The sequence below is a fragment of the Phocaeicola dorei genome, assembly GCF_013009555.1.
GTDB lineage: Bacteria > Bacteroidota > Bacteroidia > Bacteroidales > Bacteroidaceae > Phocaeicola > Phocaeicola dorei.
Genome location: NZ_CP046176.1, coordinates 553863 through 568934, shown reverse-complemented (window position 1 = coordinate 568934; position 15072 = coordinate 553863). Strand labels below are relative to the sequence as shown.

The following is a 15072-nucleotide window of genomic DNA, read 5'->3' as shown; positions in this document are numbered from 1 at the left end:
ACGAACAATGAAAATCATTATTGCAGGAGCAGGAGCAGTAGGCACCCATTTGGCGAAATTATTATCGGATGAAAAGCAAGACATCATTTTGATGGATGAAAACGAAGAAAAGTTGAGCAAACTTGATTCCAACTTCGACTTAATGACTGTCAATGCATCCCCCACTTCCATTTCCGGCCTTAAAAATGCAGGAGTGGCAGGCGCAGATTTATTTATCGGGGTCATGCCAGAAGAAAGCCGCAATATGACGGCCTGCATGTTGGCTACTAATATGGGAGCTAAAAAGACTGTAGCCCGGATTGACAATTACGAATATCTACTTCCCAAACATAAAGAATTCTTTTCCCAACTAGGAGTACACTCACTGATTTATCCGGAAATGCTGGCTGCTAAAGATATAGTAGATGCCATCAAAATGAGCTGGATACGTCAGTGGTGGGAGTTTTGCGGCGGTGCACTAGTCCTGATAGGTACCAAAACGCGAGAAACGGCAGAAATTCTGAACGTTCCCCTTCATGAACTGGGAGGACGTAATATTCCATTCCATATTGTAGCTATTAAGCGGGGAAATGAAACAATCATCCCCCGTGGAGACGATGCTATCAAATTGCATGATATTGTTTATTTCACCACAACAAAGAAATACATTCCTTATATCCGTAAAATCGCAGGAAAAGAAACTTATCCCGATGTACGCAATGTAATGATTATGGGCGGCAGCCGAATCGCTGTACGCACCACACAATACGTACCAGATTATATGCAGGTCAAGATTATTGAGAATGACATCAACAGATGCAACCGACTTACTGAAGCTGTGGACGAAAAAGTAATGATTATCAACGGAGATGGGCGGGATATGGATTTACTCATGGAAGAAGGATTAAGGAACACCGAGGCTTTTGTCGCTTTGACAGACAATTCTGAGACCAATATTCTGGCCTGTCTTGCCGCTAAACGCATGGGAGTAACCAAGACTGTGGCGGAAGTAGAAAATATTGATTATATCAGTATGGCAGAAAGCTTGGATATCGGTACGGTTATCAATAAAAAGATGATTGCCGCCAGCCATATTTACCAAATGATGCTGGACGCCGATGTTTCTAATGTAAAATGTCTGACCTTCGCTAATGCTGATGTGGCTGAATTCACAGTCAAAAATGGTTCCCGTATTACCAAATGCGCTGTCAAAGACGCCGGATTACCCAAAGGGGCAACCATCGGCGGACTCATCCGCAATGGCGAAGGTATATTGGTAACAGGTAATACTGTTATTCAGCCCAATGACCATGTTGTGGTATTCTGTTTAGGGATGATGATTAAGAAAATAGAAAAATTCTTCAATTGATGATAAACACAAAAATGATAGCCCGGATTATGGGTTCTCTATTCTTCATAGAAGCAGGCTTCCTTATTCTATGCTCCTTTCTTGCTGTTTATTATAATGAATCGGATCTTTCCGCTTTCCTAACTTCTACAGCAATTACAGTAGGGGCAGGCATCATAGCCTCTCTGACCGGCAAAAATGCAGAAAAGAAGATCAGTCGCCGTGACGGATATGTTATTGTAACTTTCGCATGGGTCTTTTTTTCTTTATTCGGTATGCTTCCATTCTATCTGAGCGGATATATTCCCTGTATAACGGACGCTTTCTTTGAAACCATGTCGGGGTTCACCACTACGGGAGCAAGTATTTTGAACAATATAGAGTCATTGCCACACGGGCTTTTGTTCTGGCGAAGTATGACACAATGGATCGGCGGATTAGGAATTGTATTTTTCACTATTGCCGTATTACCGATCTTCGGAGTGGGCAGTGTACAATTATTTGCTGCTGAAGCCACCGGCCCCACCCATGATAAAGTACATCCGCGTATTGGTGTTACAGCCAAATGGATCTGGACTATCTATCTAGGACTGACCATTGCCGAGATTATTCTGTTGATTGCCGGAGGTATGGACTTTTTCGACAGTGTATGTCATTCTCTGACCACTGCCGCCACAGGAGGGTATTCAACCAAACAAAACAGTATTGCATTCTTTAATTCTCCTTATATAGAATATGTTATTACCTTGTTCATGTTCTTGTCGGGCATTAATTTCACCTTGTTATATTTATTATTCTTAAAAGGAAATTTTAAACGCTTATTCCAAAACACAGAACTCCACTGGTATTTGGGAACAGTGGGATTTTTTACACTTTTCACTACCGTCACTCTTATTTTCACCAGTCCGTTCAGTATTGAGGAATCTTTCCGTAAAGCCATATTTCAGGTTGTTTCCTTACAAACCACTACCGGATTCATTTCTGCAGATTATATGACCTGGGTACCTGTACTTTGGACATTAATGTGCATCATCATGTTGTTCGGAGCTTGTGCCGGATCCACTACAGGAGGAATAAAATGTATACGTATAGCCATTATGAGCCGTATTTCTAAAAATGAATTCAAACATATCATTCATCCCAATGCTATACTTCCTGTACGTATCAACCACCAAGTTGTTTCATCAACAACCAAGTCAGCAGTACTTGCATTCATTTTTCTATATATGGCAATTATTTTTATTGGATGGCTGGTTCTTATGCTGTTTGGAGTAGGATTTGAAGAAGCTTACAGCGTAGTCATTTCCAGTTTGGGCAATGTAGGCCCAGGTATTGGAAAATGCGGTCCGTCCTATTCATGGAGCGGATTGCCGGATGCAGCAAAATGGACAAGCGCAATACTGATGCTAATAGGGCGTTTGGAGTTATTTACCGTACTTCTGCTCTTTATGCCGAGTTTTTGGAAAAAGCACTGACATTCACTTCCTATAACCATTTTTATACATAAATAATTCAAAAAATCTCAATGAAGCTTCAAATAATTGGCTATCTTTGCACCCTCATTAAAAGGGTAACAAGATGAATAATATGTTGAGATACGTTGTATATATCCTATTATTTCTACTGTTTACGATAACAGTAGATCAGGATCATTATACGGTTGAACCGACAGATCTACACCCACAGACATCTTGTTACCAGCAACAACAAGACCCTTGCAAAAGAACAGTGGATTTCCTGTTTACCAACAATTTTGCAGATATGCCACAAATAGCCATATCACTTGACAACCCTTCCACATCAAAGTTTAAATGTATAGTCCGCATTTTAACAGCATTGAGCGAACTTAAAAAGCAAGAGCTACAAACAAACCATATAGTTTGCCACACCTTTCATTCGCTTTACACTGATGCCGTAGATTATTATATCTATGCACTCCGGCGGATCATCATTTAATTTTTAATTTTTTTTCAGCATTTCGCTGAGTAAAAATCCTTATAACAAACGTCTTATAAGGACTATTTTTCTATCCGTTTGTCTAATCAAAAAAAGTTTAGATATGTATTTTACATTATTAGTTGTCGTTATCTTGACGGCAATCGCATTAGTTGCCGTAGCATTGGGGATTGCCCGTGCCATTTCTCCCCGTTCATACAACTCACAAAAGGGAGAAGCCTACGAATGTGGTATTCCTACACGGGGACGGTCGTGGATGCAATTCAAAGTAGGTTACTATCTATTTGCTATCCTCTTCCTGATGTTCGATGTGGAAACAGTATTTTTATTCCCTTGGGCTGTAGTGGTACAAGACCTAGGAGTGTACGGTCTGTTTAGCATCCTTTTCTTTTTAGTTATATTAGTTTTAGGTCTGGCGTATGCCTGGAAGAAAGGAGCGTTGGAATGGAAGTAAAGAAACCAACCATAAAGTCTATTCCTTATGAAGACTTCAAAAACAATGAGTATTTGGAAAACATGGTCAAGCAGCTCAATGAAAGCGGTACAAAAGTATTGGTGGGCTGTTTGGACGACCTCATCAACTGGGGACGCAGCAATTCGTTGTGGCCGCTTACATTTGCAACCAGTTGTTGTGGAATTGAGTTTATGGCAGTGGGGGCTGCCCGGTATGATTTCGCCCGCTTCGGGTTTGAAGTAGCCCGTGCCAGTCCGCGCCAGGCAGATATGATCATGGTAGCAGGAACTATCACACACAAGATGGCTCCGGTACTAAAACGTTTGTATGACCAGATGGCGGATCCTAAATACGTTATTGCGGTAGGCGGATGCGCCATTAGCGGCGGTCCTTTTAAAAAATCATATCACGTATTGAACGGAGTAGATAAAATTCTTCCCGTTGACGTATATATTCCCGGATGTCCGCCACGGCCTGAAGCCTTGTTATACGGCATGATACAATTGCAACGTAAAGTAAAACTGGAAAAATTCTTTGGCGGAGTGAACCGCAAAGAAAATGAACCACAAAATCCCGAACAAGCATGAGTGAAAAAATAGAAATACCTGCCGAAAAGCTACATGAAGAAATGCTGAAATTGCGGCAGGGTAAACATATGGATTTTCTACGCAGCCTTACCGGAATGGACTGGGGCGAAGAAGGACTAGGTGTAGTCTATCATCTGGAAGATACGAAGACAAGAGAAAACATAGTGGTCAGCACTCGCACAACCAACCGAGAAAAACCGGAGCTTCCTAGTGTAAGTGATATTTGGAAAGGTGCTGAATTCAATGAACGCGAAGTATACGACTATTATGGTATCCGCTTTATAGGACATCCTGATATGCGCCGTTTGTTCCTGCGTGATGACTGGGTAGGCTATCCATTGCGTAAGGACTACGATGAAAACCTCAACCCACTCCGTATGACCAATGAGGAGGCTGTAGATACAACACAATATATAGAGGTGCAACATGATGGCAGTGTAATAGAAAAACGAGAAACCATTTTTGATGAGGACGAATATATCATTAACATAGGTCCTCAACATCCGGCAACCCACGGTGTACTTCGTTTTCGCGTTTCACTGGAAGGCGAAATTATCAAGAAACTAGATGTACACTGCGGATACATACATCGAGGTATCGAAAAGATGTGCGAAAGTCTTACCTATCCCCAGACCTTGGCCCTGACCGACCGTTTGGATTATTTAGGTGCGCACCAGAACCGCCATGCTCTTTGTATGTGCATTGAACAGGCAATGGGCGTAGAAGTAAGCGAACGGGTACAATACATCCGTACCATTATGGACGAATTGCAACGTATAGACTCTCACTTGCTTTTCTTCTCCTGTCTCTGTATGGATATGGGTGCCTTGACCGCATTCTTCTATGGATTCCGTGATCGTGAAAAGATACTGGATATCTTCGAAGCAACTACCGGAGGACGTCTGATACAGAACTATAACACCATTGGAGGAGTACAAGCTGATATCGCTCCGGATTTTGTACAGAAAGTAAAAGAATTCATTGCTTATCTGCGTCCGATGCTAAAAGAATACCATGAAGTATTCACTGGAAATGTCATTGCCCAAGAACGTTTGAAAGGTGTGGGAGTTCTTTCACGGGAAGACGCTATCTCTTTCGGAGCAACAGGAGGTACAGGACGTGCCAGCGGTTGGGCATGTGATGTCCGCAAGCGTCATCCCTATGCGATGTATGGCAAGATAAATTTTAGAGAAATTGTCCACACCGAAGGCGACTGTTTTGCACGTTACATGGTCCGTATGGAAGAAATACTGGAAAGTATGAACATCATCGAGCAACTGATAGACAATATTCCTGAAGGGAACTATCAGGAAAAGATGAAACCGATTATACGCGTGCCCGAAGGAAATTATTATGCCGCCGTGGAAGGTTCTCGCGGAGAATTCGGGGTTTATCTGGAAAGTCATGGAGACAAATTTCCTTACCGCATGAAATTCCGCGCTACCGGTTTACCTTTAGTATCAGCAATGGAAACTATGTGCCGCAATGCAAAAATTGCCGACTTAATTGCTATTGGTGGAACGGTGGATTATGTAGTACCGGATATTGACCGATAATAATGTGCCAATTCTTCAATATACTACTTGAAGAATGCATTATTTATCAGACTGAGAATTAACAAATTAAATAATTACAAGTTTGCCTATTGGCAAATTAGCAAATTGACACATTATTAAATTATGTTCGATTTTAGTATAGTCACCCAATGGGTACACTCACTGCTCACGTCATTTATGCCTGAAGAACTGGCAGTGCTCATAGAATGTATAGTAATTGGCGTATGTATCATGTTGGCATACGCAGTTATTGCTATCATTATGATTTTCATGGAACGTAAAGTGTGCGCCGCTTTCCAATGCCGCTTGGGTCCAATGCGTGTAGGTCCCCAAGGTACCATACAGGTATTTGCCGATGTATTCAAGATGTTGATTAAGGAAATTATCACCATCCGACATGCTGACAAGTTCCTGTACAATTTGGCACCTTACATTGTTATCCTCGCCTCTATCATGGCTTTCAGTTGCCTACCCATCAACAAGGGCATGGAGGTCCTTGATTTCAATGTAGGTATTTTCTTCTTATTGGCAGCATCCAGTATCGGCGTAGTAGGTATTTTGCTGGCAGGTTGGAGTTCCAATAACAAATATTCATTAATCGGAGCCATGAGAAGTGGCGCTCAAATGATTAGTTATGAATTATCTGTAGGATTAAGCATCCTTACTATTGTAATCTTAACAGATACCATGCAACTAAGCGAAATTGTAGAACGCCAAGCTGACGGCTGGTTCCTTTTTAAAGGACATATACCTGCATTGATCGCTTTTATCATTTATCTGATAGCCGGAAATGCAGAAGTCAACCGCGGACCGTTTGACTTGCCTGAAGCGGAAAGTGAACTGACCGCCGGATATCATACCGAATATTCCGGTATGCACTTCGGCTTGTTCTATGTGGCAGAATTTGTAAACTTGTTTATCATCGCCGCAGTAGCCACAACCATCTTTCTAGGAGGATGGATGCCGCTACATATTCCTGGACTAGACGGATTCAATGCCATTATGGATTATATTCCCGGATTTATTTGGTTCTTTGGCAAGTCATTCTTTGTAGTATGGTTATTAATGTGGATCAAATGGACATTTCCCCGTCTGCGTATTGACCAAATTCTAACACTGGAATGGAAATACTTGGTCCCAATAGGTTTGTGCAACCTGCTGTTGATGGTAATTATTGTTGTATTTAAATTACATTTCTGATGAAAGAAGAAAAACATTCCTATATAAAAGGACTACTTCATGGCATCGGTACATTACTTACCGGTATGAAAGTGACAGGACGAGAGTTTTTCACTCCTAAAGTCACTGAACAATATCCCGAAAACCGTGCCACATTAAAAATATCGCCCCGTTTCCGAGGACGGCTTATCATGCCGGTTGATGAGAATGGTAATAACAAATGTATTGCTTGCGGACTTTGCCAAATGGCTTGCCCCAATGATACAATCACCATTACCAGCGAATCTGTGACCAACGAAGAAACAGGCAAGAAAAAGAAAATATTGGTAAAGTATGAGTACGATCTGGGAGCCTGTATGTTCTGTCAACTTTGTGTGAACGCTTGTCCACATGATGCCATTCGGTTCGATACAGAATTCGAGAATGCTGTGTTCGACCGCAGCAAACTAGTTCTCACCCTGAACAAAAAATAAAAAACAAACGATATTATGACACTACAACTAATTGTATTCATTGTACTGGCGTTGTTTATCGCTATCTGTTCGGTATTGGCAGTCACGACCTCACGTATCTTGCGTGCAGCAACTTATCTGCTGTTCGTTTTATTTGGTACAGCAGGTATTTACTTCCAGCTCAACTACTCATTCTTGGGAGCTGTACAATTACTGATTTACGCCGGTGGTATAACAGTGCTTTATGTATTTAGTATCTTATTGACCTCTTCACAAGGAGACAAAGCAGAGAGATTGAAAAATGGGAAGATGGTGGCCGGAGCTATTTCTACGATAGCAGGACTGGCTATCTGTCTGTTCGTCATGCTGAAAAACGAATTCTTGCCCTCTCATTTTGTGCATGGTGAACTGGATGTACGCACTATCGGTCATGCACTGATGGGCATGGAAAAATATCAATATATTCTTCCTTTCGAAGTAATCAGCGTGTTATTACTCGCTTGCATCGTAGGAGGAATCCTAATCGCTAGAAAAAGATAAAATTTATGGTACACATGGAATATTATCTGGTGGTTTCCACCTTTATGATGTTTGCGGGAATCTATGGTTTCTTCACCCGCCGCAATTTATTGGCCATGCTCATCAGTGTAGAACTGATACTGAATTCGGTAGACATCAACTTCGCCGTATTCAACCGATACCTCTTTCCCGAAGAACTGGAAGGCTTTTTTTTCGCCTTGTTCGCTATCGGCGTGAGTGCGGCTGAAACAGCAGTAGCTATTGCTATCATTATCAATATCTACCGCAATGTACGCAATATCCAAGTGAAGAACTTAAATGAAATGAAAAACTAATTATGGAACATACAATACTAATCCTTATCCTACCTTTCCTCAGTTTCCTGATACTGGGGCTGGCAGGTATGCGTATGAAGAACGGGCTGGCAGGGGCCATCGGCACCGTTTCACTGGCAGGGGTGGCGTTGCTTTCCTACCTCACTGCCTTCAATTATTTTGCAGGAGGCCGTACGGCAGAAGGCGTCTATCCTACTCTCACACCTTATAACTTCGAATGGTTACCTTTCACAACGAACTTGCATATTGACATGGGAATTATGCTTGACCCTATTTCCGTTATGATGCTAGTCGTTATTTCCACCGTCAGTCTGATGGTACATATCTATTCATTCGGATATATGAAAGGTGAAAAAGGCTTTCAACGTTACTACGCATTTCTTAGCCTGTTTACCATGTCCATGTTGGGACTCGTAGTAGCAACCAATATTTTCCAGATGTATGTCTTTTGGGAACTGGTAGGTGTTTCTTCTTATTTACTTATCGGCTTTTATTACACCAAGAAAGAAGCGATTGCCGCCAGTAAAAAAGCATTTATTGTTACCCGTTTTGCTGATTTAGGCTTTCTGATCGGTATCTTGATTTACGGCTATTATGCCGAAACATTCTCGTTCACACCCCAACTTCAGGTACTTGCAGTTGCCGGAAGTATGATACCACTGGCCTTGGGGCTAATGTTTATCGGTGGTGCCGGTAAAAGTGCAATGTTTCCATTGCACATCTGGTTACCAGATGCTATGGAAGGCCCTACTCCTGTCAGTGCATTAATCCATGCTGCTACCATGGTGGTAGCCGGTGTATATCTGGTAGCCCGTATGTTCCCGTTGTTTATAGGATATGCGCCCGAAGTACTGCACTGGATAGCTTATATCGGTGCGTTCACTGCATTCTACGCCGCTAGTGTGGCGTGTGCACAAAGCGATATCAAACGTGTGCTCGCCTTCTCCACTATATCTCAGATTGGATTTATGATTGTCGCATTAGGCGTTTGTACTTCCATGAATCCTCATGAAGGAGGACTAGGCTACATGGCATCCATGTTCCACCTGTTCACACATGCCATGTTCAAGGCATTGTTGTTCTTAGGAGCCGGATGTATCATTCATGCCGTACACAGTAATGAGATGAGCGCCATGGGGGGACTTCATAAATACATGCCCGTCACTCACTGGACATTCCTGATTGCTTGTTTGGCTATCTCAGGTATCTGGCCATTCTCAGGTTTTTTCTCTAAAGACGAAATTCTGACCGCCTGCTTCCAATTCAGTCCTGTTATAGGATGGATAATGACAGGCATTGCCGCCATGACTGCATTTTATATGTTCCGCCTTTATTATTGTATTTTCTGGAATGGAGAATGGAAAGGACACTCCCACGAATCCGGACTAGGTGCACATACTCCGCATGAGGCTCCACTTACCATGACATTCCCGCTGATGTTTTTAGCCGCTATCACCTGTGTTGCCGGATTCATACCTTTCGGCAATCTGATCAGTAGTAACGGAGAAGCCTATACCATTCATCTGGATATGCAGATAGCTGCTACAAGTATCATTATTGCTATAGCATCCATCGCTTTAGCTACATGGATGTATGCAGGTAAGAAACAACCCGTAGCCAACTATCTGGCACACACATTCCCACGTTTGCACACAGCCGCTTACCATCGTTTCTATATGGATGAGATATGGTTATTCGTAACCAAGAAAATCATCTTCCGGTGCATTAGTACTCCGATAGCTTGGTGGGACCGGCACGTTATCGATCAATTCTTTAACTTCACTGCGTGGAGTACTCATGCTACCGCCGATGAAATACGTGACATGCAAAGTGGAAACGTACAGCAATACAGTATTTGGTTCCTTGCAGGTGCATTGATATTGACGCTGATACTATTAATTTAATGAATAATAAAAAATCCGCCGCATGGCCATTTTTTAATTTTTAATTTAAAAAGATGAACATACTAAGTTTTTTCATTATAGTTCCCTTGTTGATGCTCGCGAGCCTTTGGGCTTCGCGCAGCATCAATCAAGTTCGCAGAGTGATGGTTGTCGGATCTTCCATTTTATTGGCATTATCCGTTTACCTCACCATTGATTATATCGAACTACGCCAAGCCGGTGCTACAGGAGAGATGCTGTTCACAGCCAGCACAGTTTGGTATGCACCGCTCCATATATGCTACTCAGTAGGAGTAGACGGTATATCAGTAGCAATGTTGCTACTTAGTTCCATTATTGTATTCACCGGTACTTTCGCATCGTGGAAGTTACAACCATTGACAAAAGAATATTTCATGTGGTTCACTCTATTGAGTGTAGGGGTATTCGGATTCTTCGTTTCAACAGACCTGTTCACCATGTTCATGTTTTATGAAGTAGCCCTGATTCCAATGTATCTGCTCATCGGTGTGTGGGGAAGCGGACGTAAAGAATACGCCGCCATGAAACTTACATTAATGTTAATGGGTGGTTCTGCATTTCTACTGATCGGAATTCTCGGTATTTTCTATGGTGCAGGTGGTGAAACAATGAATTTGCTGGAAATCGCCAAACTACATATTCCTCATGAAATGCAACGCATCTTCTTCCCGCTTATCTTCTTGGGGTTCGGAGTCTTAGGAGCTTTGTTCCCTTTCCATACATGGAGTCCCGATGGTCACGCTTCCGCACCGACTGCTGTTTCTATGCTTCACGCTGGGGTATTGATGAAACTAGGAGGTTACGGATGTTTCCGTGTTGCTATGTACCTGATGCCTGAAGGTGCGGCCATGTGGGGAGATGTATTCCTGATATTGACCACTATTTCTGTAGTTTACGGTGCATTCAGTGCTGTGGTACAAACCGACTTAAAATATATCAATGCCTATTCATCCGTATCCCACTGCGGATTGGTACTCTTTGCCCTGCTGATGATGACACGCACCAGTTGTACGGGTGCTATTCTCCAAATGTTGAGTCACGGATTAATGACCGCTTTGTTCTTCGCCCTTATTGGTATGATATACGGACGTACCCACACCCGTGATGTCCGATTAATGGGAGGTTTGATGAAGATTATGCCTTTCCTGGCTGTAGGTTATGTTATTGCCGGTCTTGCTAATCTGGGACTTCCAGGACTAAGTGGTTTTGTTGCTGAAATGACGGTCTTTGTAGGTTCTTTCCAAAATGATGATACATTCCATCGCGTATGTACCCTAGTGGCAACAACAAGTATCGTCATTACCGCAGTTTATATCCTGCGTGTAGTAGGTAAAATCCTTTACGGCAAAGTTTTGAATCCCGAACATCTGAAACTCACAGACGCAACTTGGGATGAAAGAGTAGCCGTTATCTGCCTCATCGCCTGTGTAGCAGGTTTAGGATTGGCTCCATTCTGGATAAGCGATCTGATCAGTAACAGTGTAGAACCAATCATAAGTCAATTATTAAATTAAAATTTGAGAATTAAAAATTAAAAAATAGCAATGATGGACATAACTGCAATACTCCATATGCATGCCGAACTGAGTCTGACAGCCGTTTTTATTCTGATGTTTCTGTTAGATTTATTTTTACCGGCTCCACAACGTCACTGGTTACGCCCCATGGCATGTATCCTGCTGACCATTCAACTCTTAGCAAACCTATGGCCGGAAGAGGTGACTTTATTCGGCGGCATGTACCATTCAACCCCTATGGCGTCTGTTCTGAAAAGCATCCTGACCATAGGTACCATACTGGTTTTTCTACAAGCAGACCCTTGGCTAAAACGTGAAGACACCCGCCATAAACAAGGCGAATTCTACATCCTTACCCTCAGTACCTTGCTGGGTATGTATTTCATGGTAAGTGCAGGGCACTTCCTGCTATTCTTCCTTGGATTGGAATTGGCAACCATTCCTATGGCTTGCCTCGTAGCTTTCGATAAATATAAAGGACATAGTGCCGAAGCCGGAGCCAAATTCATTCTTTCAGCTTTATTCTCCAGCGGTATTTTCCTCTATGGTATTTCCATGATTTATGGGACAACAGGTACTTTATATTTTGAAGATATCCCTGCCGAACTGACAGGAACTCCATTACAAGTTCTTGCGCTAGTATTCTTCTTCTCCGGACTAGCCTTTAAATTAAGCTTGGTACCTTTTCATCTGTGGACGGCAGATACGTATCAAGGTGCACCGACTACAGTGAGCGCTTACCTGTCCGTTATTTCAAAAGGCGCAGCTGCTTTTGCTTTAATGATTATTTTAATGAAAGTATTTGGGCCAATGACTGAACAATGGAGTGAAATACTATGTATTATCATTGTAGCCACCATCACTATAGCCAATCTGTTCGCCATCCGCCAAAACAATCTGAAACGCTTTATGGCCTTCAGTAGTATTTCACAAGCCGGCTACATAATGTTGGCTGTACTGGCTGGAACTCCGCAGGGCATGGCATCCCTAGTATATTATATAGTAGTATACATTGCTGCCAATCTCGCCGTATTCGGTGTCATCAATACCATTGAACAACATACCCACGGTAAAATAGAGCGCGAAGATTATAACGGACTTTATAAGACCAACCCCAAACTAACTATGGTCATGACACTTGCTCTTTTCTCATTGGCAGGTATCCCGCCATTTGCCGGATTCTTCAGTAAGTTCTTTGTATTCATGGCAGCATTCCATAGTGGATATTATCTTATTGTATTTATCGCATTGGTCAATACAATCATTTCATTGTATTATTATTTGTTAATTGTAAAAGCCATGTTCATCACACCTAATGAAGATCCTATCGGCAATTTTCGTACAGCAACTCCGATGCGCATCAGTCTGTTGGTATGTGTAGCCGGCATATTCGCTTTAGGAATTATAAGTGGGGTATATCAACTATTAAGTGATACATCAATACTATAAAATTTTAGTTACAAGAAGAATCACAACTGAAATGATTATTGTATTTCTATGATCAATATTCTTTTACTTTAGAGGCAGAATCAATCTGTTTCCAAAGTAAAAGAATATCTTAAAGTTTCTATTCAACAAATTTATCATTATCTTCGTAGCAAATTATAAAAAATAAGCACTATGAAGAAAGTCCTCTATATTACAATACTCGCCTGCTCTACTTTATGGGTATCTTGCACAGAGAAAAATAAACAATCCGTCAGAACAGATTCCTTTATAGAAAAGAATGTAGCATTTGCACGTGCACAAATCGGGAATGAAATACGAATCATAGAAAAATCAGAAAAATTTACAAGCCCCGTTACACTGAAAACTGACAGTACCATTTATTATTGTGACTACGCCGACTGGCGAAGTGGTTTTTTCCCTGGGTCAGTGTGGTATCTATATGAACTGAGTGGCGACACTACTCTCTTATCATTAGCTGATAAATACACTTCGGCCATAGAAGAAGCCAAAAAACTGACTTGGCACCATGATGTAGGTTTCATGATAAATTGTAGTTTCGGCAATGGATGGCGAACAACTAAAGTACCCAGATACAAAGAAGTCATGATAGAAGCTGCCCGTTCATTGGCTACTCGTTTCCGTGAAAAGCCGGGAATTATCCAATCATGGGATGTGACCCGAGGCTGGCAATCGGAACGCGGTTGGGAATGTCCGGTCATAATAGACAATATGATGAATTTGGAGTTACTATTTGAAGCAACTAAATTATCTGGTGATTCCACTTTTTATCACATAGCAGTGAACCATGCAGACCGCACTTTGAAAGAGCATTTCCGTACAAACGGAAGTTGTTATCATGTAATAGATTATAGTTTGGCAGACGGCATGGTACGGCATAGACAAACAGCCCAAGGATATGCAGACGAATCGACTTGGAGTCGTGGACAAGCATGGGCTATTTATGGTTACACTGTGTGTTACCGGGAAACTCATGATAAAAAGTATCTAAATCAGGCATTGAAGACTTTCCAATTCATGAAAACACATCCCCGGCTTCCCAAAGACTTGATTCCTTATTGGGATATGGATGCTCCCAATATTCCCAATGAACCACGAGACGCTTCAAGTGCTTCTTGTATAGCTTCTGCACTTTATGAAATTAGTACAATGGATGTGCCTGATGCAAACAGTTATAAGATCTATGCAGACAGTATTATGGCTTCTCTAGCCTCACCAAACTATCTGGCATCTCTTGGAAAAAATGGTAACTTTTTATTAATGCATTCAGTGGGCAGTATTCCTCATGGCACAGAAATAGATGTACCTTTAAATTATGCAGACTATTATTTCCTGGAAGCACTGAAACGAAAGCGGGACATTGAAGAAGGCACACGCTAATTATACAGACAAACAGATAACCATCCGAGTACCTTCAGTATAACTCGAGTCAACAAATATGTTACCAGACAAACGTTTAATAATTAAACGGCTTAAATATAACCCCAATCCGTTACCTTGTGCAAACTCATCCAGTTTGATAAAACACAGAAATATTTCCTCCCGTTTTTCGGGAGGAATGCCACAGCCGGTATCGGTTACTTCAATTCGTAACTTACTTTGTGCCTTATCCAACCTCATCTTAAGAGTTATAGATCCAGAATCTGTAAATTTATTAGCATTATCCAACAGGTTCTCTATCACTAACGACAAATACAATTCATTGGTGGAAACAAAAATTTCCCCTTCTGGTAATTCCAAATGATAAATTATTCCCACCCTGCTCCATCGTTCTACTTTATCCATTTCTTGTCTGCAG

15 protein-coding genes are annotated in these 15072 nt (G+C 41.7%); 14 read left to right on the top strand and 1 reads right to left on the bottom strand.

Going from position 1 to position 15072, the window contains the following annotated elements; all coding sequences use genetic code 11:
* Nucleotides 1–7 precede the first annotated feature (7 nt).
* The 14 genes from trkA to GKD17_RS02295 all read left to right on the top strand — a co-directional run bounded on the left by trkA (nt 8) and on the right by GKD17_RS02295 (nt 14654).
* Nucleotides 8–1348 (top strand): Trk system potassium transporter TrkA, encoded by a 1341-nt coding sequence (gene trkA, locus GKD17_RS02355; RefSeq protein WP_007836605.1) that lies wholly within the window; start codon nt 8–10, stop codon nt 1346–1348.
* Nucleotides 1348–2802: a TrkH family potassium uptake protein gene (locus GKD17_RS02350; protein ID WP_007836606.1), complete on the top strand. Its 1455-nt coding sequence runs from the start codon at nt 1348–1350 to the stop codon at nt 2800–2802. The genes trkA and GKD17_RS02350 overlap by 1 nt, the downstream gene beginning before the upstream one ends.
* A gap of 103 nt (nt 2803–2905) precedes the next feature.
* Nucleotides 2906–3283: a hypothetical protein gene (locus GKD17_RS23690; RefSeq protein ID WP_007836608.1), complete on the top strand. Its 378-nt coding sequence runs from the start codon at nt 2906–2908 to the stop codon at nt 3281–3283.
* Between the two features lie 103 nt (nt 3284–3386).
* Complete coding sequence (locus GKD17_RS02345) at nt 3387–3737, top strand: NADH-quinone oxidoreductase subunit A (RefSeq protein WP_005842860.1); 351 nt, start codon at nt 3387–3389, stop codon at nt 3735–3737.
* Nucleotides 3728–4324: an NADH-quinone oxidoreductase subunit B gene (locus tag GKD17_RS02340; RefSeq protein ID WP_007836610.1), complete on the top strand. Its 597-nt coding sequence runs from the start codon at nt 3728–3730 to the stop codon at nt 4322–4324. The genes GKD17_RS02345 and GKD17_RS02340 overlap by 10 nt, the downstream gene beginning before the upstream one ends.
* The gene (locus tag GKD17_RS02335; RefSeq protein WP_007836612.1) at nt 4321–5880 is read left to right on the top strand and encodes an NADH-quinone oxidoreductase subunit D; all 1560 of its coding nucleotides are present in this window, start codon (nt 4321–4323) and stop codon (nt 5878–5880) included. The genes GKD17_RS02340 and GKD17_RS02335 overlap by 4 nt, the downstream gene beginning before the upstream one ends.
* A gap of 123 nt (nt 5881–6003) precedes the next feature.
* Nucleotides 6004–7080, top strand: coding sequence for an NADH-quinone oxidoreductase subunit NuoH (nuoH, locus tag GKD17_RS02330; RefSeq protein ID WP_005849254.1), 1077 nt, complete (start codon nt 6004–6006; stop codon nt 7078–7080).
* Nucleotides 7080–7532: a NuoI/complex I 23 kDa subunit family protein gene (locus tag GKD17_RS02325; protein ID WP_005842869.1), complete on the top strand. Its 453-nt coding sequence runs from the start codon at nt 7080–7082 to the stop codon at nt 7530–7532. Before nuoH ends, GKD17_RS02325 begins: the two co-directional genes overlap by 1 nt.
* A 15-nt stretch (nt 7533–7547) precedes the next feature.
* The gene (locus GKD17_RS02320) at nt 7548–8051 is read left to right on the top strand and encodes an NADH-quinone oxidoreductase subunit J family protein (protein WP_007836614.1); all 504 of its coding nucleotides are present in this window, start codon (nt 7548–7550) and stop codon (nt 8049–8051) included.
* Between the two features lie 5 nt (nt 8052–8056).
* Entirely contained in the window at nt 8057–8365 is a 309-nt protein-coding gene (gene nuoK / locus GKD17_RS02315) for an NADH-quinone oxidoreductase subunit NuoK (RefSeq protein ID WP_005842874.1), read from the top strand.
* Nucleotides 8366–8367: 2 nt separating this feature from the next.
* Nucleotides 8368–10269 carry an NADH-quinone oxidoreductase subunit L gene (gene nuoL / locus GKD17_RS02310; RefSeq protein WP_007836615.1) on the top strand — a complete coding sequence of 634 codons (1902 nt, stop codon included), beginning with the start codon at nt 8368–8370 and terminating at the stop codon, nt 10267–10269.
* Nucleotides 10270–10322: 53 nt separating this feature from the next.
* Complete coding sequence (locus tag GKD17_RS02305) at nt 10323–11804, top strand: complex I subunit 4 family protein (protein WP_007836616.1); 1482 nt, start codon at nt 10323–10325, stop codon at nt 11802–11804.
* A gap of 30 nt (nt 11805–11834) precedes the next feature.
* Entirely contained in the window at nt 11835–13256 is a 1422-nt protein-coding gene (locus GKD17_RS02300; protein ID WP_007836617.1) for an NADH-quinone oxidoreductase subunit N, read from the top strand.
* Nucleotides 13257–13427: 171 nt separating this feature from the next.
* The gene (locus GKD17_RS02295) at nt 13428–14654 is read left to right on the top strand and encodes a glycoside hydrolase family 88 protein (RefSeq protein WP_007836618.1); all 1227 of its coding nucleotides are present in this window, start codon (nt 13428–13430) and stop codon (nt 14652–14654) included.
* Here the strand turns inward: GKD17_RS02295 and GKD17_RS02290 are convergent, their stop codons facing one another.
* On the bottom strand, nt 14655–15059 hold the full coding sequence (locus GKD17_RS02290; RefSeq protein ID WP_007836622.1) for a sensor histidine kinase: 405 nt from the start codon (nt 15057–15059) through the stop codon (nt 14655–14657). It lies immediately after the preceding gene.
* Nucleotides 15060–15072: the final 13 nt, after the last annotated feature.

What these genes read in the sequence shown, in the direction of transcription:
- trkA (WP_007836605.1), top strand. Translation starts at nt 8, where the DNA reads ATGAAAATCATTATTGCAGGAGCAGGAGCAGTAGGCACCCATTTGGCG.
- GKD17_RS02350 (WP_007836606.1), top strand. Translation starts at nt 1,348, where the DNA reads ATGATAAACACAAAAATGATAGCCCGGATTATGGGTTCTCTATTCTTC.
- GKD17_RS23690 (WP_007836608.1), top strand. Translation starts at nt 2,906, where the DNA reads ATGAATAATATGTTGAGATACGTTGTATATATCCTATTATTTCTACTG.
- GKD17_RS02345 (WP_005842860.1), top strand. Translation starts at nt 3,387, where the DNA reads ATGTATTTTACATTATTAGTTGTCGTTATCTTGACGGCAATCGCATTA.
- GKD17_RS02340 (WP_007836610.1), top strand. Translation starts at nt 3,728, where the DNA reads ATGGAAGTAAAGAAACCAACCATAAAGTCTATTCCTTATGAAGACTTC.
- GKD17_RS02335 (WP_007836612.1), top strand. Translation starts at nt 4,321, where the DNA reads ATGAGTGAAAAAATAGAAATACCTGCCGAAAAGCTACATGAAGAAATG.
- nuoH (WP_005849254.1), top strand. Translation starts at nt 6,004, where the DNA reads ATGTTCGATTTTAGTATAGTCACCCAATGGGTACACTCACTGCTCACG.
- GKD17_RS02325 (WP_005842869.1), top strand. Translation starts at nt 7,080, where the DNA reads ATGAAAGAAGAAAAACATTCCTATATAAAAGGACTACTTCATGGCATC.
- GKD17_RS02320 (WP_007836614.1), top strand. Translation starts at nt 7,548, where the DNA reads ATGACACTACAACTAATTGTATTCATTGTACTGGCGTTGTTTATCGCT.
- nuoK (WP_005842874.1), top strand. Translation starts at nt 8,057, where the DNA reads ATGGTACACATGGAATATTATCTGGTGGTTTCCACCTTTATGATGTTT.
- nuoL (WP_007836615.1), top strand. Translation starts at nt 8,368, where the DNA reads ATGGAACATACAATACTAATCCTTATCCTACCTTTCCTCAGTTTCCTG.
- GKD17_RS02305 (WP_007836616.1), top strand. Translation starts at nt 10,323, where the DNA reads ATGAACATACTAAGTTTTTTCATTATAGTTCCCTTGTTGATGCTCGCG.
- GKD17_RS02300 (WP_007836617.1), top strand. Translation starts at nt 11,835, where the DNA reads ATGATGGACATAACTGCAATACTCCATATGCATGCCGAACTGAGTCTG.
- GKD17_RS02295 (WP_007836618.1), top strand. Translation starts at nt 13,428, where the DNA reads ATGAAGAAAGTCCTCTATATTACAATACTCGCCTGCTCTACTTTATGG.
- GKD17_RS02290 (WP_007836622.1), bottom strand. Translation starts at nt 15,059, where the DNA reads ATGGATAAAGTAGAACGATGGAGCAGGGTGGGAATAATTTATCATTTG.